At 61.2% G+C, this 25,070-nt stretch carries 21 protein-coding genes; 11 read left to right on the top strand and 10 right to left on the bottom strand.

Annotated elements, in window-relative coordinates:
* Positions 1-285 precede the first annotated feature (285 nt).
* Together J5286_RS15535 and J5286_RS15530 are read left to right on the top strand one after the other, a co-directional pair.
* Complete coding sequence (locus tag J5286_RS15535; protein ID WP_209191188.1) at positions 286-2,154, top strand: ABC transporter ATP-binding protein; 1,869 nt, start codon at positions 286-288, stop codon at positions 2,152-2,154.
* 193 nt (positions 2,155-2,347) lie between these two features.
* The gene (locus J5286_RS15530) at positions 2,348-4,222 is read left to right on the top strand and encodes a methyl-accepting chemotaxis protein (protein WP_209191187.1); all 1,875 of its coding nucleotides are present in this window, start codon (positions 2,348-2,350) and stop codon (positions 4,220-4,222) included.
* A gap of 90 nt (positions 4,223-4,312) precedes the next feature.
* Here the strand turns inward: J5286_RS15530 and J5286_RS15525 are convergent, their stop codons facing one another.
* The gene (locus tag J5286_RS15525; protein WP_209191186.1) at positions 4,313-4,555 is read right to left on the bottom strand and encodes a hypothetical protein; all 243 of its coding nucleotides are present in this window, start codon (positions 4,553-4,555) and stop codon (positions 4,313-4,315) included.
* Between the two features lie 162 nt (positions 4,556-4,717).
* Between J5286_RS15525 and J5286_RS15520 the strand changes: the two genes are divergently transcribed.
* Positions 4,718-6,586, top strand: coding sequence for an ABC transporter ATP-binding protein (locus J5286_RS15520; protein ID WP_209191185.1), 1,869 nt, complete (start codon positions 4,718-4,720; stop codon positions 6,584-6,586).
* A 17-nt stretch (positions 6,587-6,603) separates the two neighbouring features.
* Here J5286_RS15520 and J5286_RS15515 read toward each other — a convergent pair whose 3' ends face one another.
* Positions 6,604-7,536 carry an endonuclease/exonuclease/phosphatase family protein gene (locus tag J5286_RS15515; RefSeq protein ID WP_209191184.1) on the bottom strand — a complete coding sequence of 311 codons (933 nt, stop codon included), beginning with the start codon at positions 7,534-7,536 and terminating at the stop codon, positions 6,604-6,606.
* 287 nt (positions 7,537-7,823) lie between these two features.
* Here J5286_RS15515 and petA point away from each other — a divergent pair, with 287 nt between their 5' ends.
* The 4 genes from petA to J5286_RS15495 all read left to right on the top strand — a co-directional run bounded on the left by petA (position 7,824) and on the right by J5286_RS15495 (position 11,241).
* Positions 7,824-8,402 carry a ubiquinol-cytochrome c reductase iron-sulfur subunit gene (gene petA / locus J5286_RS15510; RefSeq protein ID WP_209191183.1) on the top strand — a complete coding sequence of 193 codons (579 nt, stop codon included), beginning with the start codon at positions 7,824-7,826 and terminating at the stop codon, positions 8,400-8,402.
* Positions 8,403-8,415: 13 nt separating this feature from the next.
* The gene (locus tag J5286_RS15505; RefSeq protein ID WP_047506107.1) at positions 8,416-9,693 is read left to right on the top strand and encodes a cytochrome b; all 1,278 of its coding nucleotides are present in this window, start codon (positions 8,416-8,418) and stop codon (positions 9,691-9,693) included.
* Between the two features lie 26 nt (positions 9,694-9,719).
* Positions 9,720-10,586: a cytochrome c1 gene (locus tag J5286_RS15500; RefSeq protein WP_209191182.1), complete on the top strand. Its 867-nt coding sequence runs from the start codon at positions 9,720-9,722 to the stop codon at positions 10,584-10,586.
* Between the two features lie 112 nt (positions 10,587-10,698).
* A complete protein-coding gene (locus J5286_RS15495; protein ID WP_209191181.1) occupies positions 10,699-11,241 on the top strand; it encodes an adenine phosphoribosyltransferase in 543 nt (180 codons plus the stop codon).
* 22 nt (positions 11,242-11,263) lie between these two features.
* Here J5286_RS15495 and J5286_RS15490 read toward each other — a convergent pair whose 3' ends face one another.
* Together J5286_RS15490 and J5286_RS15485 are read right to left on the bottom strand one after the other, a co-directional pair.
* Positions 11,264-11,728 (bottom strand): MaoC/PaaZ C-terminal domain-containing protein, encoded by a 465-nt coding sequence (locus J5286_RS15490; RefSeq protein WP_209191180.1) that lies wholly within the window; start codon positions 11,726-11,728, stop codon positions 11,264-11,266.
* Positions 11,725-12,207, bottom strand: a complete 483-nt coding sequence (locus J5286_RS15485) for a MaoC family dehydratase (RefSeq protein ID WP_209191179.1) — start codon at positions 12,205-12,207, stop codon at positions 11,725-11,727. Before J5286_RS15485 ends, J5286_RS15490 begins: the two co-directional genes overlap by 4 nt.
* Before the next feature lie 80 nt (positions 12,208-12,287).
* Here J5286_RS15485 and J5286_RS15480 point away from each other — a divergent pair, with 80 nt between their 5' ends.
* Entirely contained in the window at positions 12,288-13,379 is a 1,092-nt protein-coding gene (locus tag J5286_RS15480; protein ID WP_209191178.1) for a hypothetical protein, read from the top strand.
* Positions 13,380-13,505: 126 nt separating this feature from the next.
* On the opposite strand, the gene ychF is transcribed toward J5286_RS15480, so the two are convergent.
* Positions 13,506-14,609 (bottom strand): redox-regulated ATPase YchF, encoded by a 1,104-nt coding sequence (ychF, locus tag J5286_RS15475; RefSeq protein ID WP_209215360.1) that lies wholly within the window; start codon positions 14,607-14,609, stop codon positions 13,506-13,508.
* Positions 14,610-14,800: 191 nt separating this feature from the next.
* On the opposite strand from ychF, the gene clpS reads away from it, so the two are divergent.
* The gene (gene clpS, locus J5286_RS15470) at positions 14,801-15,112 is read left to right on the top strand and encodes an ATP-dependent Clp protease adapter ClpS (protein WP_018897383.1); all 312 of its coding nucleotides are present in this window, start codon (positions 14,801-14,803) and stop codon (positions 15,110-15,112) included.
* A gap of 2 nt (positions 15,113-15,114) precedes the next feature.
* Here the strand turns inward: clpS and J5286_RS15465 are convergent, their stop codons facing one another.
* The 5 genes from J5286_RS15465 to J5286_RS15445 all read right to left on the bottom strand — a co-directional run bounded on the left by J5286_RS15465 (position 15,115) and on the right by J5286_RS15445 (position 20,342).
* The gene (locus J5286_RS15465; protein WP_209191177.1) at positions 15,115-15,570 is read right to left on the bottom strand and encodes a GNAT family N-acetyltransferase; all 456 of its coding nucleotides are present in this window, start codon (positions 15,568-15,570) and stop codon (positions 15,115-15,117) included.
* Positions 15,571-15,572: 2 nt separating this feature from the next.
* Positions 15,573-16,319: an aminoacyl-tRNA hydrolase gene (gene pth, locus J5286_RS15460; protein WP_209191176.1), complete on the bottom strand. Its 747-nt coding sequence runs from the start codon at positions 16,317-16,319 to the stop codon at positions 15,573-15,575.
* A 123-nt stretch (positions 16,320-16,442) separates the two neighbouring features.
* Positions 16,443-17,162, bottom strand: coding sequence for a substrate-binding periplasmic protein (locus tag J5286_RS15455; protein WP_209191313.1), 720 nt, complete (start codon positions 17,160-17,162; stop codon positions 16,443-16,445).
* Positions 17,163-17,185: 23 nt separating this feature from the next.
* Positions 17,186-19,543 (bottom strand): EAL domain-containing protein, encoded by a 2,358-nt coding sequence (locus J5286_RS15450; RefSeq protein ID WP_209191175.1) that lies wholly within the window; start codon positions 19,541-19,543, stop codon positions 17,186-17,188.
* Positions 19,544-19,730: 187 nt separating this feature from the next.
* The gene (locus J5286_RS15445; RefSeq protein ID WP_111562863.1) at positions 19,731-20,342 is read right to left on the bottom strand and encodes a 50S ribosomal protein L25/general stress protein Ctc; all 612 of its coding nucleotides are present in this window, start codon (positions 20,340-20,342) and stop codon (positions 19,731-19,733) included.
* Between the two features lie 391 nt (positions 20,343-20,733).
* On the opposite strand from J5286_RS15445, the gene J5286_RS15440 reads away from it, so the two are divergent.
* Both J5286_RS15440 and J5286_RS15435 read left to right on the top strand, forming a co-directional pair.
* The gene (locus tag J5286_RS15440; RefSeq protein WP_209191174.1) at positions 20,734-23,514 is read left to right on the top strand and encodes a bifunctional diguanylate cyclase/phosphodiesterase; all 2,781 of its coding nucleotides are present in this window, start codon (positions 20,734-20,736) and stop codon (positions 23,512-23,514) included.
* An 82-nt stretch (positions 23,515-23,596) separates the two neighbouring features.
* Positions 23,597-25,048, top strand: a complete 1,452-nt coding sequence (locus J5286_RS15435; RefSeq protein WP_209191173.1) for a hypothetical protein — start codon at positions 23,597-23,599, stop codon at positions 25,046-25,048.
* The last annotated feature ends 22 nt before the right edge of the window (positions 25,049-25,070 follow it).

Genomic DNA, 25,070 nt, shown 5'->3' with positions numbered 1-25,070 from the left:
CAAGTTTGGGCTGGAAAACCCGTCAATTTCGCGTTATCGGTGCATATCTTCAATCGCCAACAAGGGAGCGCCAAGATGAATGCATTGCCGTATGTCAGCCTCCCGTCCGCCAATTTGCGGATCATGGCGACTCGACGCTCCTAAAGCGTCCTTTTCTTTCTGATCTCCCTTTCGTAATCCATTGCGCGGCCATGTTGGCCTCGTCCCTTGAACGTCCACTGCCCATATAAGCCGTTGCGCGTCTGTGCTGGCGAGGGCAGGAACGCTGAAGTTCGGAGCATTTTCATGTTTGGCTGGTTTGAACAGCGTCTCAATCCTTTCCCCTCCGAGGAGCCCGGCGTTCCTCCCAAGGGGCTGTTTGCCTTCTGCTGGCACTATACGAAGCCCGCGGCTCCCTGGCTTGCGGCCATGGCCGTGCTGACGATGCTGATTGCGGTCGGCGAAGTCGCGCTGTTTCAGTTCCTCGGCAATATCGTCGATTGGCTGACGCATGCCGATCCGAAGACCTTCCTCGAGACCGAAGGCTACAAGCTCTACTGGATGGGCGCGCTGATCCTGATCGGCTTGCCTCTGGCGGCGGTGGCGGATTCCGTCATCATGCACCAGGTCTTGATCGGCAACTACCCGATGATCGCCCGCTGGCAGATGCACCGTTTCCTGATGCGTCACAGCATGACCTTCTTCGCCAACGAGTTCGCCGGACGCGTGGCCACCAAGGTGATGCAGACATCGCTTGCGGTGCGCGAGACGGTGATGAAGATCCTCGACGTCTTCGTCTATGTCGTCAGCTACTTCATCTCGATGATCGTCGTCATCGCGGCGGCCGATTGGCGGCTGATGATCCCGATCCTCGCATGGCTCGGCGTCTATATCGCCATCGTTGCCTACTTCGTACCGCGTTTGCGCAAGATCGCGGCGATGCAGGCGGATGCGCGTTCGCTGATGACCGGCCGCGTCGTCGACAGCTACACCAACATCGCGACGGTGAAGCTGTTCTCGCATGCGGGCCGCGAGGAGACCTATGCCAAGGAGGGCATGGACGGCTTCCTGCAGACCGTGCATCAGCAGATGCGCAAGGTCACGATGTTCCACGCATCCGTCTATATCAACAACTGCGTGGCGCTGTTCGTGATCTCGGGCCTGTCGATCTGGTTCTGGCTGAACGGCGGCATCTCGGTCGGCGCGATCGCAATTGCCATCGGTCTTGCCATGCGCGTCAACGGCATGTCGCAGTGGATCATGTGGGAAGTCTCGGCGCTGTTCGAGAATATCGGCACGGTCTATGACGGCATGGAGATGATGACGAAGGAGCACGACATCATCGACAAGCCTGGCGCCTGGTCTCTGACGGCCAAGAAGGGCGCGATCCATTACGACCGGATCGGCTTCCACTACGGGAAGGGCAAGGGCATCATCGAAAACCTGTCGCTTGACATCAAGGCGGGCGAGAAGGTTGGTCTGGTCGGTCGCTCCGGCGCCGGCAAGACGACGCTGATGAACCTGTTGCTGCGCTTCTACGACCTCGAAGGCGGCCGCATCACGATCGACGGTCAGGACATCTCGCATGTCTCGCAGGAAAGCCTGCGCGAGTTGATCGGCGTCGTTACGCAGGACACGTCGCTGCTGCACCGCTCGATCCGTGACAACATCGCCTACGGCCGTCCGGATGCGACGGATGCGGAGATTATCGAGGCGGCCAAGCGGGCCAATGCCTGGGACTTCGTCGAGGGCCTTGTCGACATGCAGGGGCGCAAGGCGCTCGATGCGCAGGTCGGCGAGCGTGGCGTGAAGCTGTCTGGCGGCCAGCGCCAGCGTATCGCGATTGCCCGCGTCTTCCTCAAGGACGCGCCGATCCTAGTTCTCGACGAAGCGACCTCGGCTCTCGATTCCGAGGTCGAGGCGGCGATCCAGGAGAACCTGTTCGCGTTGATGGAGGGCAAGACGGTCATCGCCATCGCCCACCGCCTGTCGACGCTGACGGAGATGGACCGGCTGGTCGTGCTCGACAAGGGCAAGATCATCGAGGCCGGCTCGCATGTCGAACTGGTGGGTGAGGGCGGCGTCTATGCCGATCTCTGGAACCGCCAGTCGGGCGGCTTCCTTGCCGATCATTCGGATGAGGACGGCGTCCAGAAAGAAGCTGCAGCCGAGTAAGGCACGCTCCCCCGCTCCGCCATGCATGTGGAGCGGGGGGATTTGACTTATGTCAAGAATAGCACGGCGCGCGTGTGATGGCGCGCTGCTGGCGATGTAAAAGCACGCACCGGTGGTAAGTTTTTATTTAGCGAAGGCTGCCACAAGGGTTTCATCGATTTAAGCGTTGTTTGAAACTTTTCAGGTGCCAGTCATGAGCTCTCTCAAGATCAAGTTTTTTCTGCCGGCTCTTTTTGCCTTTATCGTCATCATCCTCGTCGCCCAGGGCGCCGCCGGCATGCGGTCGGTATGGCAGCTCAACAGCCAGGCCGAGAGCATCAGCCTGCGGATGGACAAGTCGCTGATGATCGCGGAGATGGAGCGACGCATTTCGGATGTACGACGCCTCTACCTCGCGCTGTCCGCCGCCCTCAGCGCTGAAGAGCAGACGGCACTGCTGGGGCAGATCAAGACGGCCACCGCTGCCCGCGAAAACGCGGTTGCCACGTTCGAAGCCGCGCAATCGGCCGGCCCTCGGCCGCGGTTTGAACAGCTCAAGAGCATCATGGCGGACTATGACAAGCTTGGTGACCAGTTCGCCAGCCTGCTTGTCGACGCACGAAACAGTGACGCCAAGGCCGTTATCAAGAAGATGACGCCGATGGGCAACAGCGCCGGTAATATCCTTCAGGGCATGATCTCAGACAATCGCGCCGCCGCCGGCAGCGACAAGAAGGCTGCCGCCGACACCACGCAGGTCGTGACGATCGCGACGGTCGTCGGCGTGTTGATCGCGGTCCTGATGGCGATCGGTGCCGCGGTGCTGAGCCTCGTTCGTGTCACGCGGCCGATTGGGGCGATCACGCAGTCGATGAACGCGCTAGCCGCCGGCGACAACCATGCCGTCATTCCCTATGCTGGTCGTCGTGATGAAATTGGTGAAATGGCGGCCGCCGTTGCCGTCTTCCGCGAGAACGCGCTGGAGCGCGAACGCCTCGAGCGCGAGACGGAAGCCAACCGCTCGATGAGCGAAAGCGAGCGGATCGCGCGCGAGGAGCAGAAGGCGCGTGAGGCGGCCGAGGTGTCGTTCGCGGTCGATAATCTGGCGCGCGGGCTGAAGAGCCTTTCCGACGGCGACCTGACCTTCCGTATCGAGCAGAGCTTCGCCGGCCAGCTGGACCAGCTGCGCAGCAACTTCAATGAATCCGTTCATGGTCTGGCACGCGTTCTCAGCGTTGTCGGCGAAAACGCCCGCAAGATCGATGCCGGCGCCAACGAGATCCGAGCGGCGGCCGACGATCTGTCGAAGCGCACCGAGCAGCAGGCGGCCTCCGTGGAAGAGACGGCATCGTCGCTTGAGCAGGTGACGACGGCAGTCCGGGATACGGCTCAGCGCGCCGGGCAGGCGGGCGAACTGGTCGAGACGACCCGCAGCGGCGCCGAGCGCTCCGGCGTGATCGTAGAGCAGGCGGTTGCGGCCATGGAGGCCATCGAGACCTCCTCGAACGGGATCTCCAACATCATCGGCGTCATCGACGACATCGCCTTCCAGACCAACCTCCTGGCGCTGAATGCCGGTGTCGAGGCCGCACGCGCCGGTGAGGCCGGTAAGGGCTTCGCGGTCGTGGCGCAGGAAGTGCGCGAGCTCGCCCAGCGCTCCGCCAATGCCGCCAAGGAGATCAAGGCGCTCATTACCAAGTCGGGCGATCAGGTGCGTCAGGGCGTGGAGCTTGTCGGCGAGACCGGCCGACAGCTTGCCGTGATCGTGTCGGAGGTTCAGGCGATTAACGGCAACGTGTCCGCCATCGTCAGCAGCTCACGCGAACAGTCGACCGGCCTCAGCGAGATCAATGTCGCCGTCAACCACATGGATCAGGGCATCCAGAAGAATGCGGCGATGGTCGAGCAGACGACGGCCGCTACTCACAGCCTGGCGCGGGAAGCGGCAGCGCTGATCGAGCTTCTCTCGCAGTTCAGGCTGAGCGAAAGCCAGGCTGCCGCGATGCGTGTCGCTTCGGAGGCGAGCGATCAGCCCGTCCAATCGCCAGCCCGCGCGCTCGGTGCCCGTGTTGCCCGCGCCTACGGCTGACGGCTGGATATAACTCGCAACTAAAAACGCCCTCCCTGGGATATCGGGAGGGCGTTTTTATTTTATAATCAGTCGCTTGGATGTGTCTGCTCAGTGCCTGTCGGCGCTCAGGCTGTCCGCCCAGTCGATGACGCGATGGCCCTCGACCGCCATGCTGCTGGCAAAGGCGAGGGTACGCAACGCCATCAACCGACGCTGCTCTTCACTATCGATCCAAGCGGCAACGGCTTCCGCCACGACCTGGTCGTGCGGTACGCCGAGCTGCTCTATAACCGCATCGAGTCTTTCCGCCAAAGGCAACGGTATGCTCGACACGAGTGTCCTCTTTTGCATTGTGGCCGTCTCCCGTGAAATCTCATGCTATTCCCACATTGTGGCAGGACATGTCTCATTCAACGACGATGCCGTCGATGTTACCAATCATTACGAAAATATTAGGCTGGTCCGGCGAACGGATTGCTTTCCCCATCCGGCGGATAAGCCTATATCGCAAATATGCTCCTAAATCGACTCTTTCGTGCCTTTGAAACCTGGATTGATCCCTTCCAACCGCGCGACAACATTCAGCCGCCGCGGTCGACGACGGATTTCATCTGGTTCTATATCGGCCAGGCCAAGCTCCCCTTCATCGCCATGCTGGTTCTCGGCGGCATGTCGGCCGCGATCGAGGCGGCGTTGTTCTGGTTCGTCGGGCGCGTCGTCGATATTCTCGCCAGCATCAAACCTAACGTCGGCTGGCACGGCTTGCTTGCCGCGCATGGCTTCGAGCTGTTCGGCATGCTCTTCCTCATCGGCCTCGTGCGCTTTATCGTGCAGCTCATAATCGCACTGGTCGATCAGCAGGTGATCACGCCGGGATTCTACAATCTCGCCCGCTGGCAATCCTACCTGCATGTGTCGCGGCAATCGCTGTCGTTCTTCCAGAGCGACTTCTCCGGGCGGATCGTCACCAAGGTATGGTCGGCGGGGCAGGCGACCGGCGATCTCGTGACCTCGCTGATGGAGAGCGTCTGGTTCGTCGGCATCTACGCGGCGACGACGCTGGTGCTTGTTGCGCGTCTGGACCTGTCGCTCGCGGTGGTCGTGCTGTGCTGGCTGGTCGCCTTCGGTGTTCTCGCGCGCTACTTCGTGCCGCGCATCCGGCGCCACTCGCGCGATACGGCCGAATCAGCCTCGATGCTCAACGGGCGCATGGTGGATGCCTATAGCAACATCCAGACGCTGAAGCTCTTTGCCCGCGACGAGGAGACCGATCGCTACATGCGGCAGGGCTTCGATACTTTCCAGGCGACGGTGCTGCTCTTCACCCGCTTCATCACCGGCGTGCGCGCTTCGATGGCGCTGCTCTCCGGCATCATGATCGTGACCATGGCCGGGCTCAGCGTGCATTTGTGGCTGCAGGGGCTGATCAGCTCGGGCGCCGTCGCTTTCTCTCTCGCGCTGGTGCTCAGGCTGAACTTTCTGCTCGGACGCTTGATGACGCAGTTCAACGGCATCATGCGCAATCTCGGCACGATCCAGAACTCGGCGGAGCTGATCTCCAAGCCGCTCGGTCTCGTCGACAAGCCGGATGCGCCGGATCTCGTCATCGCCGAGCCCGGCATCCGCTTCGACGACGTGTCCTTCCACTATGGCAAGGGCAGCGGCGTGATCGACCATTTCTCGCTGACGATCGCGCCCGGTGAGAAGGTCGGCATTGTCGGGCGCTCCGGGGCCGGCAAATCGACGCTCGTGAACCTTCTGCTTCGGCTCTACGATCTTGAAGGCGGGCGTATCCTCATCGACGGGCAGGATATCGCGGGCGTCAGGCAGGAATCGCTGAGGATGCAGATCGGCGTCGTCAGCCAGGACACGTCGCTGCTGCACCGCTCGGTGCGTGACAACATCCTCTTCGGCCGCCCGGATGCCGGCGAAGACGGATTGATCGAGGCGGCGCGGCGGGCCGAAGCGCTGGGCTTCATCCAGCGGCTGGAGGATCAGCAGGGGCGCAAGGGCTTCGATGCGCATGTCGGCGAACGCGGCGTCAAGCTTTCGGGCGGGCAGCGGCAGCGGATCGCGATCGCCCGCGTAATGCTCAAGGATGCTCCGATCCTGGTTCTCGACGAGGCAACGTCGGCGCTGGATTCAGAGGTGGAAGAGGCGATCCAGGCGAACCTCAACCGGATCATGGACGGCAAGACGGTTCTGGCCATCGCGCACCGGCTGTCGACGATCGCAGCACTCGATCGGCTGATTGTCGTCGACAAGGGACGGATCATCCAGGAGGGCACGCACGAGGCGCTGCTGCGCGATGGCGGGCTCTACGCGGAACTCTGGGCGCGGCAATCGGGCGGCTTCCTGGCGGCGGATCTGGAGGAGGTCTAGGCGCAGGCGCTGCGTTATCAGCGATCGATGGCGATCTCGGCCATCAGTCCGTAGTGGTTGGAACCGGCATTGTCCGTAATCTGCTTGACCGAGACCAGCCGCAGCGGCGGGCGGGTGAGCACGTGGTCGATGGCAATGCCGAATTTGCCGGCCCGGGTCGGCCATGTGGCGGGCTCTGGAAAGACAGTGTTCAGACCGGTGGCGCGCACGAAATCCTGGATATGCGGATCGATGATGGCCGAGTTGAAATCGCCGGCGACGATGAGCGGTCCATCGACCGAGTTGATGACCTCGTGGAGGTCCTCCAGCTCATCGACCTGGAAATCGTCGAAATAAGGCTTGGCCAAGTGGACGGAAGCGAGGTGAACAGGTGTTCCGTCAATATCGATCGACACCTTGACGAGACGGTTCGGCCAGAGATCGCCAATGGTTCTCACTCCCTGTTCGATGAAGGGACGTTTGGAGAGCAACAGCGTATCGCATCCCGGCGTGCCGACGCCGCAGCCAATGCGATAGGGATACGTGGCGGAGAGCCGCGGAAGCTCCGGCAACAGGGGCTCGGCCTCGAGGATGTTGACGACATCGGCGCCGGAGGTGATCACGGCTTCCGCGATGCGGCGGCTGTTGTCAAAATTATCGTTCTCGATGTTGAACGACATCAGCCGCAGCAGGGGGCGCAACGCGGTCGTGGGTGGGGCGGCCTCGAATTCCTTCAGCATCAGCACGCCGTGGCCGGCAAGCAGCACCGACACGGTGACCAGCAGATAGGCATACCAATGGCGCCTGATGAGGATCAGGACGAGGCTCGCTGCGAGTGCCGCGAGCGCGAAATGGACCTGAAAGCTGTAGACGAAGGCAAGCAGCCAAGTGTGCGTGAGATAACGCAAGGAAATGGCGGCAAGCAGCAGCGAGACGAGAACACTGCCCACGCAGAATAAAGTGTGTCTCATAGGATGGCACCGGGCGTGAGCGAGTAATATTTCGGCCACGTAACACGCGGCTGGATATGTTGCAACGCAACACTGTTGCAGCCGCGCGATTGTCCTAAAGAATCAACTCTGAAGGCCCGCGACATTGTGCGCACTTGCCCTGCCGAGGCTGGACATAATTGATGATCGATAATAGAACGCGCCTTAGTGGGTGGGGAATCTAAGTTCGAATATCTGTATGACAGATTCGTCGCCTTGGAGGGATGGCACGGAAAATTCCGTGAAATTTGGGCAGAGGATGTTAAGCCGTGAGCGAACACGAAACGACAGGCGGGGTCTCTAGCGAGCCCACACGCCGTGATTTCCTTTATCTAACCACGGGTATGGCAGGCGCCGTCGGCGCCGTCTTCGTTGGCTGGCCGTTTGTCGACCAGATGCGGCCCGACGCGTCGACGCTCGCTCTCGCTTCCATCGAAGTCGACGTGTCGAGCCTCGAGCCCGGCATGTCGCTCACCGCCAAGTGGCGCGGCAAGCCGATCTTCATCCGCAACCGTACACCTGAGGAAGTGAAGGCTGCAGATGACGTTCCGATGGCGGAGCTCAAGGATCCGATCGCGCGCAACGCCAACCTCGCCGCCGATGCGCAGGCGACGGGTGTCGATCGTTCGGCCGGCAAGGACAAGGAAAACTGGATCGTCATGATCGGGTCCTGCACCCATCTTGGCTGCGTTCCGCTCGGCCAGGCCGGCGAATACAACGGGTGGTTCTGTCCCTGTCATGGCTCGGTCTACGATACGGCCGGCCGCATACGGAAAGGCCCGGCGCCGCAGAATCTCGCGATTCCGACCTATTCGTTCGTTTCCGACAAAGTTATCAAAATCGGTTGAGGGGGACTGATTTATGAGTGGCCATTCCAGCTACGAGCCATCAACCGGCCTTGAGAAGTGGATCGATGCACGCCTGCCGCTGCCTCGTCTCGTCTATGACAGCTTCGTCGCCTATCCGGTTCCGCGTAACCTGAACTATGCCTACACCTTCGGCGCCATGCTGTCGGTGATGCTGATCGTGCAGATGCTGACCGGTATCGTGCTCGCCATGCATTATGCGGCGGAAACATCCGTTGCCTTCAATTCCGTCGAAAAGATCATGCGCGACGTCAACCACGGTTGGCTGCTGCGCTACATGCACGCCAACGGCGCATCGTTCTTCTTCGTCGCGGTTTACCTGCACATCGCCCGCGGCCTCTATTACGGCTCGTACAAGGCGCCGCGCGAAATCCTCTGGATTCTAGGCGTTCTCATCTATCTCCTGATGATGGCGACCGGCTTCATGGGCTACGTTCTGCCCTGGGGTCAGATGTCCTTCTGGGGCGCGACCGTCATCACCGGCTTCTTCTCGGCATTCCCGCTGGTCGGCGAATGGGTGCAGCAGTTTCTGCTCGGCGGCTTTGCGGTCGACAATCCGACGCTGAACCGCTTCTTCTCGCTGCACTACCTGCTGCCCTTCGTCATTGCCGGCGTCGTCGTCCTGCACATCTGGGCGCTGCACGTCACAGGTCAGACCAACCCGACCGGCGTAGAGGTCAAGACCAAGACGGATACGGTGCGGTTCACGCCCTACGCGACGCTCAAGGATGCGCTCGGCGTTTCGGTGTTCCTGCTGGTTTACGCCTACTTCGTCTTCTACCTGCCGAACTTCCTCGGCCACGCCGACAACTACATTCCGGCCGACCCGTTGAAGACGCCGGCGCATATCGTTCCGGAATGGTACTTCCTGCCGTTCTACGCGATGCTGCGCTCGATCACCTTCAACATCGGACCGATCGATTCCAAGTTGGCTGGCGTTCTCGTCATGTTCGGCGCCATCATCGTCTTGTTCTTCCTGCCGTGGCTCGACACCTCGAAGGTTCGTTCCGCGGTTTATCGCCCGTGGTACAAGATGGCCTACTGGCTGTTCGTGATCAACGCGATCATCCTCGGCTGGCTCGGTTCGCAGCCGGCGGAAGGTCTCTACACCACGATCTCGCAGATTTGCACGCTGCTCTACTTCGCCTTCTTCCTTGTTGTCATGCCGGTCCTGGGTCTCGTCGAGACGCCACGCCGGGTGCCGAACTCGATCACCGAGGCGGTGCTGGAGAAGCGCAACAAGTCGGTCGCTGCCGAAGCGGCCAAGGCATGAGCGGGCGGCGAGAGGGAACACACATCATGAAAAAGCTTGTTGCAAGCATCCTGTCACTCGCAGTCGTCGGCTGTCTCGGGAGCGCGGCTGTCGCGCAGGAGGCAAAGCCCGCCGAACATCACGAGGCGGCGACCCCGCACTATCCGCTGAAGGAGCCGAAGGAGGTCGACTGGACCTTTGCCGGTCCCTTCGGCCACTACGATAAAGGCCAGCTGCAGCGCGGCCTGAAGGTCTACACCGAAGTCTGCGCCGCCTGCCACTCCATGCACCTCGTGCCGTTCCGCATGCTGGGCGATCTCGGCTACTCGGAAGCGCAGGTCAAGGCGTTCGCCGCCAACTACGAAGTGCAGGACGGCCCGAACGCGGCGGGCGACATGTACAGCCGCAAGGCCGTGCCGTCGGACTACTTCCCGTCGCCGTTTGCCAACGCCGAAGCGGCGGCTGCCTCCAACAACGGTGCAGCACCGCCGGACTTCTCGCTGATCGCCAAGGCCCGCGAAGTGGAACGCGGCTTCCCGCGCTTCATCTTCGATATCTTCACGCAGTACCAGGAAGGCGGGCCGGATTACATCTACTCGCTGTTGACCGGCTACGAAAACCCGCCTGAAGGCACGACCGTGTCGCAGGGCCAGCACTATAACCCGTACTTCCACGCCGCCTCCGTCCTCGCCATGCCGCCGCCGCTGTCGGATGGCCAGGTGACCTATGACGACGGCACATCAGGTACGGTCGACCAGTATGCCAAGGACGTCGCCTCGTTCCTGATGTGGGCCGCCGAGCCGCATCTGGTCGAGCGCAAGCATACCGGCTTCATGGTGATGATCTTCCTGTTGATCTTCACCGTGCTGATCTACCTCACCAAGCGGTCGGTTTACGCCCGCAAGGACCACTGAGGGTATCAAAGGCTTGATCGGAAAGGCGCTCTTCGGGGCGCCTTTTTTGTTGGTTCCTGCCGGCGCAATTGATAGGGTGCAGCCGATTTCATGCCTTCAAACTGGACACCCAATGACTGATACGACCTCGGAGCTTGCAGCTGCCATCCGCTCCATCCGGGATTACCCAAAACCCGGCATCATCTTTCGCGACATCACCACGCTGCTTGGCGACGCCCGGGCGTTTCGGCGGGCGGTGGATGAGCTGGTGCAGCCTTATGCGGGGATGAAGATCGACAAGATCGCCGGCATGGAGGCGCGGGGCTTCATTCTTGGGGGTGCCGTGGCGCATCAGCTTTCGGCGGGCTTCGTGCCGATCCGCAAGAAGGGCAAGCTGCCGCATGATACCGTGCGCATCGCCTACAGCCTGGAATACGGCGTCGACGAGATGGAAATGCATATCGATGCGGTGAAGCCGGGCGAGAAGGTGATCCTTGTCGACGATCTGATCGCGACGGGCGGCACGGCTGTCGGCGCGACCCAGCTGCTGCGCCAGATGGGCGCCGAGGTGGTGTCGGCCTGCTTCGTCATCGACCTGCCGGATCTCGGCGGGCGCGCGAAGCTGGAAGCGCTGGGCGTCGACGTGCGCACGCTGGTCGAGTTTTCGGGCCACTGAGGCTGGCTAGGCAGTCGACGCTTTACTCGAATTCGAGCACGCTGCTTTCGAACCTGACAACCGGGGCGCCCGCGACATAGCCTTCGCAGAGGATGGTGTTGAGGATGCGGCCTGGGCGTGAGGCCATCGGGCGGCTGGACAATAGGGTAACGGCGTAATCGACGGTTTCGCCGGCGAAAACCGGGCGGATCCACTGCAGGTCCTTGAAGCCGGCTGCCGGGCCGAGCTTGGGCGGCGTGTGGCCCTCGCGGGCGAGCTTCTTGCTCTCGGCGATCCAGTAGGCGACGAATGTCGTCATCCAGCCGGCGCAGGTATGCCAGCCGGAGGCGCAGAGGTCGCCAAACAGGCTTTCGCGCGCGGCTTGCCTGTCCACATGGAAGCGCTGCGGATCATAGCGCGTGGCAAAGCGGATGATGTTTTCCTCCGTGAAGGCGTAGCTTCCCGTCTCGGTCTTTTCGCCGAGCGCATAGCGATCGAGCATCCTCATGCGCCTGCTCCCGTTTGCGCTTCGGTCGCGGTGGACATGCGGAACATGATCGGGTTCTCCGACACGCAGACCGTTTCGCCGCGCTGGTTTTCGAGTTCGTGGCGGAACTTGACGATGCCGATGCCCGGGCGGGAGCGCAGGGCGCGCGCCTCGAGCACGGTCGAGTGGCCGGAGAGCGTGTCGCCAGCGATGACGGGCCGGCGCCATTCCATGATGTCGATGCCGGGTGCGCCTTCGGAGAGCGAATTCAGGAGATAGCTGTCGATCATCATCCGCATCAGCATCGCCGACGTGTGCCAACCCGATGCGGCGAGCCCGCCGAGAATGCTGGCGCGTCCGGCCGCTTCGTCTGTGTGCATCGGCTGCGGGTCGAACTCGCTGGCGAATTCGATGATTTCTGCGGCCGAGACCGTGACAGGTCCGAGCGCGAAGCGGCGGCCGAGATGAAAGTCCTCGTAGGCGAGTGTCTGATCGGACAAATTCGTCTCCACGTCATAGGCGTTTCAACACGATTACAATAGCATGCGGCGTCACTCAACGATTCCAACGAGAATTCCGCATGTCCGAACTGAAGTCGATCCTTGACGAGGCTGAGCGAGAGGGGATCATTCCATCGCAGGCTTCCGAGCGGCTGTTGTCGTTTCTCGTGGCGCGCGGCGTCAGGGCGGATGCCGCGGTGTCGACCGTGCGGGATGAAGCGACGGCTGGTGCCGCGTTTTCTGATACGGAGACGCCGAGCTTCGTGCGCGGGTTCCACGATGTGCTGATCACCATCGGTGTCGTGGTCGCGCTTGCCGGGCTCTGGGGCATCGGCTCCATCTATGCGGTGTTCCCGGCGATCATCGTGCTTGCCGAAATCCTCGTGCGCCGCCAGCGGCTGGCGCTGCCTGCGGTGGCGCTGACGATTGCGCTGGCGCTCTGGACGGGGGCGGTGTCGGCGATGTTGCTGCAGGGCTCGCCTGAGATCATCGGGATAGGAGACAATAATGAGGGGCTGCAATACACGCTGGCCTTTCCCGTCGTGCTCGGTCTCTTCTATCTGCTTTATCGGATACCGCTCGCCTTTGCGCTCGCGATCATGGGCGCGGTGGTCGTGGCGCTGCAGCTCGTGCTGCGCCTGCTGGGCTGGCTGAGCGGCGATCCGCTCTATGCTGTCACGCATGGCGGCGTGCTGTCGATGCTGGCGGTGGCCTGCGCGGTCGGGCTGTTCGCGCTTGCCATGCGCTTCGATCTCAAGGATCCGCTGCGCCGGACCGTCAATTCCGACATTGCCTTCTGGCTGCATCTCGGCGCAGCGCCCGCGCTGCTTTACAGCATCCTGTGGCTCTCCGGCGGCGGGCCGGGGGCGCTCAGCGGGCTCGACACGGTATCGATGCGCACACCTGTGGTGGTGATCACAGTCATGGCGCTGATGCTGGTGGGGCTGATCATCGACCGACGCGCCTTCGTGACGTCGGGACTGGTATCGCTAGGGGCTGCGCTCTACGGGATCTTTCGCCAGGGCAATGCGCAGGTGGATACCTACATCTTCGTCACGCTGCTGGCGGTGGGCGTGATCGTTCTTGTGATCGGCACCGGCTGGATGCCGCTTCGGCGCGCTGTCGTGCGCAGGCTTTCGCCGCGTCTGCAGAAAAGACTGCCGCCCGCTTAAAGCGTGTCGCGATCCTTCGGATTCGCTCGCCACGCTTTAAGTTTTTGTTCTGTCGCATGTCGGTTCCGCAAAACCGCTGCACACTTTTGCGCGACATGCTTCAGGCGGCAGTCGTATCGTTCGAAATCAGGTGTTGAAGCGGAAGTGGATGACGTCGCCGTCCTGGACGACGTATTCCTTGCCTTCGTCGCGGCCCTTGCCGGCTTCCTTGGCGCCGACTTCACCCTTGAAGTTGATGTAGTCGTCGTAGCCGATGGTGAAGGCGCGGATGAAGCCGCGTTCGAAATCGGTGTGGATGACGCCGGCCGCCGCCGGGGCCTTGGTGCCGCGGCGGATGGTCCAGGCGCGGGTTTCCTTGGGGCCGACGGTGAAATAGGTGATCAGGTCGAGCAGGTGGTAGCCGGCGCGGATCCGACGGTCGAGACCGGCTTCCGTGAGGCCAAGCGCCGAGAGGAACTCGGTGGCTTCTTCCTCCGGCAGCTGCGCCACTTCGGCTTCGATCGCGGCCGAGATGATGACGCATTCCGCGCCTTGCTTCTCGGCCATTTCGGCGACCGCCTTGGTGTGCTCGTTGCCGTCGACGGCATCGCCTTCGGCGACGTTGCAGACGTAGAGGACCGGGTGCGAGGTGAGGAGGTTGAGGCCCTTCAGGATCTCGATTTCCTCAGGCGCCAGCGTCTTCAGGAGAAGACGGGCGGGCTTGCCTTCGTTGAGGAGCTTGATGACCGCTTCCATGACGGGAAGCTGGGCCAGCGATTCCTTGTCCTTCGATGCGGCGCGCTTGCGGGTCTGCTCGACGCGGCGCTCGAGGCTTTCGAGGTCGGCGAGCATCAGTTCGGTCTCGATCGTGTCGGCGTCGCCGACAGGATTGATGCGGCCCTCGACGTGAGTGATGTCGTCATCCTCGAAGCAGCGCAGCACGTGCACCACGGCATCGACTTCGCGGATGTTGGCGAGGAACTTGTTGCCGAGGCCTTCACCCTTGGACGCGCCGCGCACGAGGCCGGCGATGTCGACGAAGGAGATGCGCGTCGGAATGATTTCCTTGGAGCCGGCGATACCCGCCAGCTTCTGCATGCGCGGATCGGGAACGGCGACTTCGCCGGTGTTCGGCTCGATCGTGCAGAAGGGATAGTTCGCCGCCTGCGCCGCCGCCGTCTTGGTGAGTGCGTTGAAGAGGGTCGACTTGCCGACATTCGGCAGACCGACGATACCGCATTTGAAGCCCATGGCTGAAACCTGCTGTTCTTGAATTCCTTGGCCGTGCGTATGGGGTAAAAGCCGCCTCCGGGTCAAGCTTTTCGAGCACATCTTGCGTGATCAAAGCGGCTTTGGCTTGAAAGCGGCGCTTGCGGTGCAATATATTGTGTGGGCTGAGCATGGCTCGCCCTCTTTCCTGTCATCAACGGATGGACTGCCCGATGAGTGACAACGATGTCGCCCTGAAACCGAAAGTGAAGTCGAAGCCGAAGCTTGATCGGCCGAAGCTCTACAAGGTGATCCTCGTCAACGACGATTTCACGCCGCGCGAATTCGTGACGGCGGTGTTGAAGATCGTCTTTAGGATGAGCGAGGAGGCCGGATACCGGGTGATGATGACCGCACACAAGCTCGGCACCGCCGTGGTGGTCGTCTGCGCCAAGGATATCGCCGAGACCAAGGCCAAGGAGGCCATGGATTTCGGCAAGGAAGCGGGGTTCCCGCTGATGTTTACGACAGAGCCTGAGGAATAGGTTCAGACGCTTCTTCTGATCTGGAAGCCTGTCTTGTTCTGCACGAAGCCGCAGCTTTCGTAGAAGCGATGGATGCCGGGATCGGTGCGGCCGGTGAGCAGCATCACCTTGTAGCAACCCTCCTGCCAAGCGAGTTCGATCGCATGCCCGATCAGGGCGCTGGCATAGCCGCGCCGGCGATGCGGCGTTGAGGTGGCGACGTTTTCGATCAGCGCATAGGGCGCGCCGCCGCGGGTGAGGTTGGGCATGATGATCAGCGTCACCGACGCGGCCAGCGCATCGTCGGCCAAGCCCACCAGCACGCGCATGCCGGGATAGGCCAGCATGGAGGCGAAGCGCTCTTGTGCCACCGCCGGATCGATGGCGGGGTCGCCGGGGTTCATGTCCCTATAGAGCGCGAGAAGCGCTGCGAGGTCTCCCGCTTCGGCCGTGCGGATCGCGAGAGGCGAGGGGGACATGGTCAGTCTTCCTTGTTGCCGAACATCTTCTTCAGCATCTCGGCCATCGGTCCCGTCGTCGGCAGCTTTTTCGGCTGGGCGCTGTTGCGGGCCTGGTGGATGTGCGATTTGGCTGCGGGTTTCTGAGCAGCTGCGCTCGCACTGGTAGGCTTGGCGGGCTTCGGCTTGTCCTCGTCTTCCTTGCCACCGACGGCGAGCGCCAGCTTGTTCATCAGCTGCGAATCCTCGCGCTTGACCAGCATCTCGAGATTGTCGGCGAGCGCGTCGAGCATGGGTTCCAGCCACTGCTGGTCGATCTTGGCGAAATCGCCGAGCACGTAGTTGTGCACCAGATCCTTGTTGCCGGGATGGCCGATGCCGAGGCGCAGGCGGCGGTAGTCCCTGCCGCAATGGGCGTCGAGCGACTTCACACCATTATGGCCGCCATGGCCGCCGCCGACCTTGATGCGGGCCTTGGCGGGCGCGAGGTCGAGTTCGTCGTAGATGGCGACGATGTCTGGTGGCTGCAGCTTGTAGAAGCGCATGGCCTCGCCGACGGATTCGCCCGACAGGTTCATGTAGGTCTGGGGCTTGATCAGCAGCACCTTTTCGCCCGCGATCTCGCCTTCCGATATCTCGGCCTTGAACTTCTTCGACCAGGGCGAAAACGAGTGGCGGCGGTGGATGGCGTCCACGGCCATGAAGCCTATGTTGTGGCGGTTGCCGGCATATTGTCTGCCGGGATTGCCGAGGCCGGCGATAACAAGCATGGCGCGTTCATTCCTGGGCGTTTCACATTCCAAGCACGTTCACCACCGCGAAACGGCGCCGAAGTCAAGCGCAAGCATGTCGATGGCGGCCAGAATCGATGAAGCTAGACCCGGGAAGCCGCATCACTGACGCGGGTGTAGGCCGTATTTGTTGAAGATCGACCGCTGCGTGCCGTCAGCGATCAATGCGTCGAGCGCCTGCTGCATCTTGGCCCTGATATCCTCGGGGAAGCTCTTTTCGCAGGCGATGCCCAGGGATTGGGAGGAGAGCGTGGCGACGCGCACGAGGGGTTGATTGACCTTGAGCTTCTCGAAGTAGATCTCCGAGATGGGCATGAGGTCGATGCGGCCATTGATGAGTTTGCGCAGTGTCGAGGGAAAGTCGCTGGCGATATCGACCTTGGGGAAGCCCTTTTCCTTGAGCAGTTTCTCGGTGTAGTCGCCGCGATGCGTTCCGACGACATAACGTCGGGTATCGTCCAGATCGGTTTCGCGAATGCCCGAGGAGGCTGTCGCGACGAGAATATTGTCGTCCACCAAAAGCGGTTCGACCCATTTGAACAGCTTATCACGCTCGGGGCTGTGAGCCGTTGTGAAGAGGCAGGTCATCGGCGTGGTCTGCGCGGCGACGTAGGCGCGGGTCCAAGGCATGAGTTCGATACGCATATCGATGCCGGCCTTCTGCATCAACAACTGTACCTGCTCGACCGATGCGCCTTTCAGGATGTCGCCTTCGTGATAGCTGAAGGGCGGGTATTCCTCGGTCACGAAGTTGACGTTGGCGGCACGTGTTGGAGCGGCGAGGGACAGGCTCAGGAGGGCGAGAAGCAGCAGTGGTTTGATCATCTCGGCTTCTCTCTCAGCGTTCAGGAGGCGCGGGCGAGCGCGTTTGCGTCCGCCAACCGGATCATCAGCTGGTCGACGGTCTGTGGACGGTGGAAGAGATAGCCCTGGCCGTAGTCGAGACCCATGTCGCAAAGCGTATGGCATTCCTGCTCGGTCTCGATGCCTTCGGCGATCACGGTGCAGCCCATCTTGTGCGAAAGGGTGGTGATGCTTTCGACGAGCGTGCGACTCTTCTGCCGGATATCCTCGTTGGCATCATTGATCGAGCGGGTAAACGACTGGTCGATCTTGATGATGTCGACGGAGAAGCGGTTGAGATAGCTGAGCGAGGAGTAGCCGGTGCCAAAGTCATCGAGCGCGATGCGGCAGCCGAACTGGCGGATATCGCTGACGATCTTGCGGATTTCGGGGTTGTTGTGCATCAGCACCGCCTCGGTGATCTCGACGACGATCCGCTCGGGGCGGATGTTGTAGCGCATCAGCAGCGAGGCCAGTCGCGCGGGCAGCGACGGCTCGAACTGCAACGGCGAGAAATTGATGGCGAGGTAGCTGTTCTCAAGGCCGGGGAGCGCCGAGAGCACTGCCACATGCTCGATCGCCTTCTCCATGATGACATTGCCGACGCGGATGATCTTGCCGGTCTCCTCGGCGACGTTGATGACCTCGGCCGGAGCCATCAATCCCTTCACCGGGTGGTTGAGGCGCATCAGCGCTTCGAAGCCGGCGACGCCGCGGCCGTTGAGATTGACGATCGGCTGGAGATACGCCGCGAACCAGTCCTCTATCAGGCCGATCTCGATGCAGCTTTCGATCTCGGCGCGGGCGCGGGCGTGGTCGACCATGCCGTTGTCGAAGTGCTGGGCCCCGTTCTTGCCGTCGCGCTTCTTGGCATACATCGCCATGTCGGATTTCTGCAGCAGTTCGGCCGCATTGTCTGCGTGGCGCGGATAGATGGCGATGCCGACGCTGGCGCTCAGATGCATGTCGGTGCCGAAGGGTTCGTTGAAAATGGAGGCGAGCATCTCGGCCATGAGGTCGGCGCGCTCGGCGGCGTTGCCGGATGGCAGCAGGATGGCGAACTCGTCACCGCCGAGGCGAGCGGCCACATCCGTCGGTGCGAGCTTGCTCTTCAGGCGGCCGACGAATTCGCGCAGCGCCTTGTCGCCCTCTGCGTGGCCGAGGTTGTCGTTGATCCACTTGAAGCGATCGAGATCGACGAACAGGCAGGCGAGCTCCTGATTGGCGGCGTCCGCCTCGCGGATCTTGCCGTCGAGCACGGTTTCGAAGCCCTGACGATTGAGAAGGCCCGTGAGATGGTCGGTGATCGCCTGCTTGTGGTTGCGGGCTTCCGAGGCCTTCAATGCCGTAACATCGGTCATGACGGACAGCGACAGGCCGCCCTGGCCGCCGGTGGCAGCCTTCGATTCCAGGATCAGCACGTCCATGACGCGGCCGTCGGCGCAGAGGAACTTGACGGTGACATCGACAGTCGCGCCGCCATTCAGCTCACCCTTGCGGCCGAGGAAGGCGCTGCGGGCGTCCGGGGTGACGAGATCGGTGAAGCGGTTGCCGATGATATCATCGCGCTCGTAGCCGGTGGCGGCGAGCCAGTAGTCGCTGACGGCGGTAATATGGTCGTTCTCGTCAAGCGAGAACAGCATGGCGGGCGTCAGATTGTAGATGTCGATGGCGCGGCGATGCGCGAGCTTCAGCTCCTGTTCCTCGCTTTCCAGCTTGGATTGCATGGTATTGAAGCTTTGGGCGAGGCGGCCCATCTCGTCGTTTGAGCTCCAGTCGACATGGTGGCGCGAGCCGAGTTGGCCGGTGGCCTCGATGGCTGCGATCAGGCGCATCAACGGGCGAACGAGGACGATGCGGTTGCCGATGAGAGCGGCGCAGAAGACGATCAACACCGCGAAGACGAAGATCGACAGGAAGATGATCTCTTCGTTCTTCAGGCCCGAGAACAAGTCCGGCGCAGGATAGAACACCGAGATCGTGCCCAGCTTCTTCGGGCCGTCGAGCGTGGTGTAGGTGATGGCGTGCGAGACTTCGATCAGCTGGCCGTCATAGGAGCTGGGGATGGTTGACTGGGTGACGTCAAGCTGGCCCGATGCGTCGCGCACCTGAACCTTGACGATCTTCCCCTGCGAGACGACTGCAGCGCTGATCTGGGCGACGCTGTCTTCGTCGAGATCCCAGAGCGGCTTTGCCAGCGCTTGCGAATTGGCAACGAGAAGAACGGAGATGTGGTCGCGGATTTCCTTTTCGGCGCGCCCGGAGGACAGGAAAAGGAACAGAACAAAAAGCGGGGTTACGAGCAGAACGAGTGCGGCGAACACAATTCCTAGAAATCTGTTCTGAACGGAATTATGCATTTTCCTGTGTCTGCCCCTTGCCGCAAAACTTCTTCATTCAGAATAAAACCTGCTCTGAAATGATGGGGCATGCTTCCACGAAATGTCTTAATCGAAGTTGAAGTGCCGATCTTCGCGGAAATGAAAAGACCCGCTTTCCGGAGAAAGCGGGTCTTATACTTTACAAAGCGTTCAAGCGATCAAAGGATCAAGCTTCAGCTTCGCCAGCTTCTTCTTCTTCTTCCGATACGCCAGCTGCCGGAGCAACGATCGTAGCGATGGTGAAGTCGCGGTCGATAACCGTGGTCACGCCCTTCGGCAGGGTGACTTCGGAGATGTGGATGCTGTCGCCGATCTTCTTGCCGCTGAGGTCAACGTTGAAGAATTCCGGAATGGCATCAGCCGGGCAATGAACTTCGACGTCGTGACGAACGATGTTCAGAACGCCGCCAACCTTGAGGCCCTGGGACTTCTCTTCATTGATGAAGTGAACCGGGATCGCAACGGTAACGGCGGTGTTGCCGGATACGCGCAGGAAGTCGACGTGCATGGTGAAGTCGCGGACCGGATCGAGCTGGTAGTCCTTCGGCAGAACCTTGTACTTCTTGCCGTCGACGTCGATCGTAGCGATGGTGGTCATGAAACCGCCAGCGTGGATGCGCTTCGTTACCTCATTGGTGCTGAGGGAGATCGAAATTGGGGCCTGCTTGTCACCATAGATGACAGCCGGGATGAGACCATTGCGGCGAAGTTCACGGGCGGACCCCTTACCAACCCGTTCGCGCGCCTCGGCCTTGAGCTCGTAGCTTTCGTGGCTCATGACTTTTCCTTCCGAGGTTATTTGGAGAGCTCGGCGCAGGCATCGCCTGTCGCTGAACTGGAGGCGGGTTTCCCCATCCTCATCCGCATTGCCTCCAAGGGTGTCTGTGCGGACGCGTGCGCTATAGTCTAGTTGCGGCGGAATGGCAAGAGTTGCGGCGCTCAAGAGGAGCGCTGATGCAGGCTAGGCCGCGCAGTATTCCTTTAGCATGGACTGATGCAACTTAGGAATCCGCTGAGCGCGACAATCAAAACCCAAGATCAGCCGTCGTTGACGGAGCGTTAATGACAGTTGCGATTAGCAATCGTCAAGAATTCGCGTGCCGCCGGAATTATTGATTTCTTAAGCGGCCGCGTATGAAAGCGAAACGGCAAATTGTTCCGGATATGTGATGTTTACTGTTTTCTCCTGTATTGCCTACATGCACGATATCAGGCTGGTCGTTTTGGCCGGATGCCTGTGTTTCCTCTCAAGCCTGGCCGCGTTGACGCTGCTGCAACGGGCGCGCAACGCCGTAAAGGTGGCGCGCCTGATCTGGCTTCTGATGGGCGGCGCCGCTGGAGGATTCGGCATATGGGCCACGCATTTCGTGGCGATGCTTGCCTATGACGGCGGCGTGGTCGTCGGCTACGACACGTCCGAAACACTGACGTCCCTCGCGTTGGTTGTGGTCGCGACGCTTGCGGCCGTGGCCTTCGCCGCTGGTGCTGAGAGCAGGGTGCGGCGGGCGTTCGCGGGCATGCTGTTCGGCGTCGGCGTCACATCGATGCATTTTCTCGGCATGGCGGCGGTGCAGTTTCCCGGCAGCATGACCTGGGACCAATCGCTTGTGCTTGCCTCGATGGCTTGCGCGGTGGTCATTTCGGCTATCGGTTTTGCCCTGCTTCCCGATATCAAGGCGGATGCGCGCAAGCTGCTCGTGCCTGCGGCGACCGTCTGCGTCGCGATCGTGGCGATGCACTTCACCGCCATGGCGGCGCTGACGATCGTGCCTGGTCCCGGGCCGGAGATCGATCCAAGTGAAACGATGTCCACTGGCTTCATGGTCGTCACCCTCCTGTCCGTCTCGCTATCGATGATTGCCTCGGGCTTCGCCGCGGCCCTGTTCGCGATGCGGGCGGAGAGCTCGACGAAGGAGAGCAAGGCGCGTTTCGAAATGCTTGTGCAGGGCGTTACCGACTACGCGATCTACATGCTCGACAAGGAGGGTCGCGTTGCCAACTGGAATGCCGGCGCTGAACGAGCCAAGGGATATACCGCCGACGAAATCATCGGCGAGGACTTCGGGCGTTTTTATTCGGTGGAGGATCGTGCCGCCGGCATGCCGCAACAAGCGCTGCTCAAGGCGCGCACGGAAGGCAAATTCGAAGCCGAGGGCTTGCGTTTCCGCAAAGACGGAAGCTCGTTCTGGGCGCACGTCGTGATCGACCCCATCTGGGGCGCCGATGGCGAGATCGCCGGTTATGCGAAGATCACGAAGGATGTGACAGAGCAGAAGGCCGACCGCGACCGCATCAAGGAAGTCTCGCGCAATCTCGATCTCGCGCTTGAGAACGTCTCACAGGGTATCTGCCTGTTCGATGCCGAGGAACGCCTCGTGCTGGCAAACCGCCGCTATGGCGACATCTTCGAATTCGAGCCGGGAGCGATCCGCCCCGGCATGACCTACAGGGAGATCATCACGATCGGGTACGAGATCCATTTCTCGGATCCCGAGACGGTCGAGAAACGCGCGTCCGAGCATTACGACAAGCTGATGCGTGCGCTGAGATCCGGCGAACGGTCGATCGTTCATAAGGGCGCGCACAACCGGTCGATCCAGCTCAACCTCAATATGCTTCCCGATAGCGGCTGGGTTGCGACCTATGAAGACATCACCGAGCGGCTGATTTCGGAAGAAAAGATTGCCTTCATGGCGCGTCACGACGCGTTGACCGGATTGCCCAACCGCTCGGAGTTCTCCGAGCGCCTGTTGCAGGATCTGGCGGTCGCCAAGCGTGCCGGGACAAAGGTCGCCGTCATCGGCATCGATCTCGACAAGTTCAAGGAGATCAACGATCAGCGCGGCCATCACGCCGGCGACCAGGTGCTTGTCACCTTGTCCGATCGCATGAGCGCGCTTCTCGGTGAAGACGAATTCGTCGCCCGGTTCGGCGGCGACGAGTTTGCGGCGATCAAGCAATTCTCGGATATCGCGGATCTGCATGATTTCGTGGCGCGGCTGGAGGTCAGCCTGACGACCGAATTCCAGATCGACGGGTTCGACATCAATCCCGACGCCAGCATCGGCGTCGCCATCTATCCGCAGGACGGCACGACCGGCGAGATGCTGCTCGCCAACGCCGACCTTGCCATGTATCGCGCCAAGGCGACTCTTTCCGAGCGCATCTGCTTCTATGAAGTGGCAATGGACGAGGCGGCCCGGGACCGTCGCAAGATGGCAAGCGATCTGTGGTTGGCCATCGAAAAGAACGAGCTGCATCTGCATTTCCAGGTGCAGAAGTCGGTCTCCACCGGCGACATTACCGGCTATGAGGTTCTGCTGCGCTGGCAGCACCCGACACGGGGTAACGTGCCGCCGGGCGAGTTCATTTCGGTTGCCGAGGAATGCGGCGCGATCGTGCCGATCGGGGAGTGGGTGCTACGCGAGGCCTGCAAGGAGGCCGCAGGCTGGGCCGAGAAACACAAGATCGCCGTCAACCTATCGCCTGTCCAGATAGGCCACCAGGATATCGCCCATCTCGTGCATTCGGTCCTGTTCGAGACCGGGCTTGAGCCATGGCGTCTCGAACTCGAGATCACCGAGTCCTCGATCATCGTCGACAAGGACCGGGCGCTGCTGACGCTCCGCAAGGTCAAGAATCTCGGCGTCTCCATCGCCATCGACGATTTCGGCACAGGCTATTCGTCGCTGGAAACGCTTCGCTCCTTCCCGTTCGACAAGATCAAGCTCGACCGCAGCTTCATGAACGAAGTCGAGACCAGCGAGCAGGCCAAGGCGATCATCCGCGCGATAGTGGCGCTTGGGCAAAGCCTCAATATTCCGGTGCTCGCGGAAGGCGTCGAAACGGATGTGCAGCTTGGCATTCTGCTCGATGAGGGTTGCGACGAGGCGCAGGGCTATCTGCTCGGCCGTCCGATGCCGATGCGCTCGCGCAAGATCGCGGCATGACGTCTCGTTTGCAACTGTCGGGTTGACAGGGCGGGGGCCTAGCCTTCACATGCGACCTCAAATGGTACGGGAGAGATTCATCATGCAACTCAAGACCCTAACGGCGACAGGTGTCGTTCTTCTCGGCCTGGTTTCGACGTCCTACGCGGTCGATATTAACCAGAAGGGCGCCAAGGAAATCGAGGCGAACCTGTCGAAGCTCCTGCCGAAGGATGCAGCCAAAGGCTTCGTGACTGTCAACCCGGCCGGCACGCGCTACGAGATCGTCTATGACTTCGCGGCGCTGTTGAAAAAGGCCGACCCGAAGAATTTCTCCATCAAGGGCCTAAACCCCTGGTCGATCTTCGCGACGCCTGAAGAGAGCGGCCTGTGGACGATCGAGGGCAACAACTCGCTCGACGTCACAGGTACCTTCAAGGCACCCGGTCAGCCGAACACCGAATTTACCTACGTCATCGATTCGCTGATTTCGAACGGCGTCTTCGACCCGGCGATCAGCTATCTGAAGTCCGGTGACTTCTCCAGCAAGGCACTCCGCTTCTCGTCGAAGACAGAGAAGGAAGAGGTGAGCGTCGAGACCGGATCGTCGACCTATAAGATGACCTCGTCGGACGGCGAGATGCAGGGGCGCACCAATTTTGCCGGCAGCGGCACGATGAACGGCTTTGTCGAGAAGATCAGCGGCAAGGACGTGCCGCCGGTCGAAATCCGCGCCGACACGGTGGATTTCGCGGCTGCCGTGAACGGCGTTTCCGTCAATGATTTCCGCGAAATCCTCGCCTTCATCCTCGAACATGCCGATGAGAAGAAGCTGAAGCGGGCCGAGAGCGAAAAGCTAAAGGAGCTGCTGCGCAAGTCGTTCCCGTTGATGTCGAGCCTCAACGAGACGGTGACCCTTAACAAGGTCAACGTGTCGAGCGTGGCCGGCAGCGGTGGCGCCGACAGCGTCGATTACACGATCGGCATGAGCGGCCCGAGCGATGCGATGCGCTTCGATGTCGGCATGGCGGCGAAACAGATCAGCTTCAACAGCGCATTGCTGCCCGAGATGTATGCACCCTTCGTTCCCGAAGAGGTGGACATGCAGTTCGCCTTTCCGGAACTCAACATCGCGGCCGTCGGCGACGAACTGATGAAGGTCGATTTCACAGACGATAAGAAGAGCAAGGCGGAAAGCGACAAGGCTTTCGAGAAGCTCCTGACCAATGGCGAGTTCGTCGTTGCCTTCCCGAAGATTTCGGCGCGCTCCAGCGTCTATGACGCCGAGATCTCGGGTGAAGTTCGTGGCATTCCGGAGTCGACCACGGCCTATTCGTTGAACGCCTCGATCGTCGCGCGCGACTTCGACAAGACGATCACCGCCATCCAGGAACTGGCCAAGAGCAATCCTGACCTCAACCAGGTTTCCTTCGGCCTGATGATGGTCAAGGGCTTCGGCAAGACCGATCCGGATGGTCGTCAGCGCTGGGATGTCAACGTCGCACGCGATGGTTCGATCACCGTCAACGGCCAGGTGATCAAGGGCGCGAACTGAGCTCCAAGTCGTTTCCGGCCCC

This window comes from Rhizobium sp. 16-488-2b (assembly GCF_017741815.1).
Classification (GTDB): domain Bacteria; phylum Pseudomonadota; class Alphaproteobacteria; order Rhizobiales; family Rhizobiaceae; genus Rhizobium.
This window is presented reverse-complemented; position numbering and strand designations above follow the sequence as displayed.

Bases quoted from the DNA above. Each gene is read 5' to 3' on its own strand.
- J5286_RS15535 (WP_209191188.1), top strand. From the start codon at position 286: ATGTTTGGCTGGTTTGAACAGCGTCTCAATCCTTTCCCCTCCGAGGAG.
- J5286_RS15530 (WP_209191187.1), top strand. From the start codon at position 2,348: ATGAGCTCTCTCAAGATCAAGTTTTTTCTGCCGGCTCTTTTTGCCTTT.
- J5286_RS15525 (WP_209191186.1), bottom strand. From the start codon at position 4,555: ATGCAAAAGAGGACACTCGTGTCGAGCATACCGTTGCCTTTGGCGGAA.
- J5286_RS15520 (WP_209191185.1), top strand. From the start codon at position 4,718: ATGCTCCTAAATCGACTCTTTCGTGCCTTTGAAACCTGGATTGATCCC.
- J5286_RS15515 (WP_209191184.1), bottom strand. From the start codon at position 7,536: ATGAGACACACTTTATTCTGCGTGGGCAGTGTTCTCGTCTCGCTGCTG.
- J5286_RS15505 (WP_047506107.1), top strand. From the start codon at position 8,416: ATGAGTGGCCATTCCAGCTACGAGCCATCAACCGGCCTTGAGAAGTGG.
- J5286_RS15500 (WP_209191182.1), top strand. From the start codon at position 9,720: ATGAAAAAGCTTGTTGCAAGCATCCTGTCACTCGCAGTCGTCGGCTGT.
- J5286_RS15495 (WP_209191181.1), top strand. From the start codon at position 10,699: ATGACTGATACGACCTCGGAGCTTGCAGCTGCCATCCGCTCCATCCGG.
- J5286_RS15490 (WP_209191180.1), bottom strand. From the start codon at position 11,728: ATGAGGATGCTCGATCGCTATGCGCTCGGCGAAAAGACCGAGACGGGA.
- J5286_RS15480 (WP_209191178.1), top strand. From the start codon at position 12,288: ATGTCCGAACTGAAGTCGATCCTTGACGAGGCTGAGCGAGAGGGGATC.
- ychF (WP_209215360.1), bottom strand. From the start codon at position 14,609: ATGGGCTTCAAATGCGGTATCGTCGGTCTGCCGAATGTCGGCAAGTCG.
- clpS (WP_018897383.1), top strand. From the start codon at position 14,801: ATGAGTGACAACGATGTCGCCCTGAAACCGAAAGTGAAGTCGAAGCCG.
- J5286_RS15465 (WP_209191177.1), bottom strand. From the start codon at position 15,570: ATGTCCCCCTCGCCTCTCGCGATCCGCACGGCCGAAGCGGGAGACCTC.
- pth (WP_209191176.1), bottom strand. From the start codon at position 16,319: ATGCTTGTTATCGCCGGCCTCGGCAATCCCGGCAGACAATATGCCGGC.
- J5286_RS15450 (WP_209191175.1), bottom strand. From the start codon at position 19,543: ATGCATAATTCCGTTCAGAACAGATTTCTAGGAATTGTGTTCGCCGCA.
- J5286_RS15445 (WP_111562863.1), bottom strand. From the start codon at position 20,342: ATGAGCCACGAAAGCTACGAGCTCAAGGCCGAGGCGCGCGAACGGGTT.
- J5286_RS15440 (WP_209191174.1), top strand. From the start codon at position 20,734: ATGTTTACTGTTTTCTCCTGTATTGCCTACATGCACGATATCAGGCTG.
- J5286_RS15435 (WP_209191173.1), top strand. From the start codon at position 23,597: ATGCAACTCAAGACCCTAACGGCGACAGGTGTCGTTCTTCTCGGCCTG.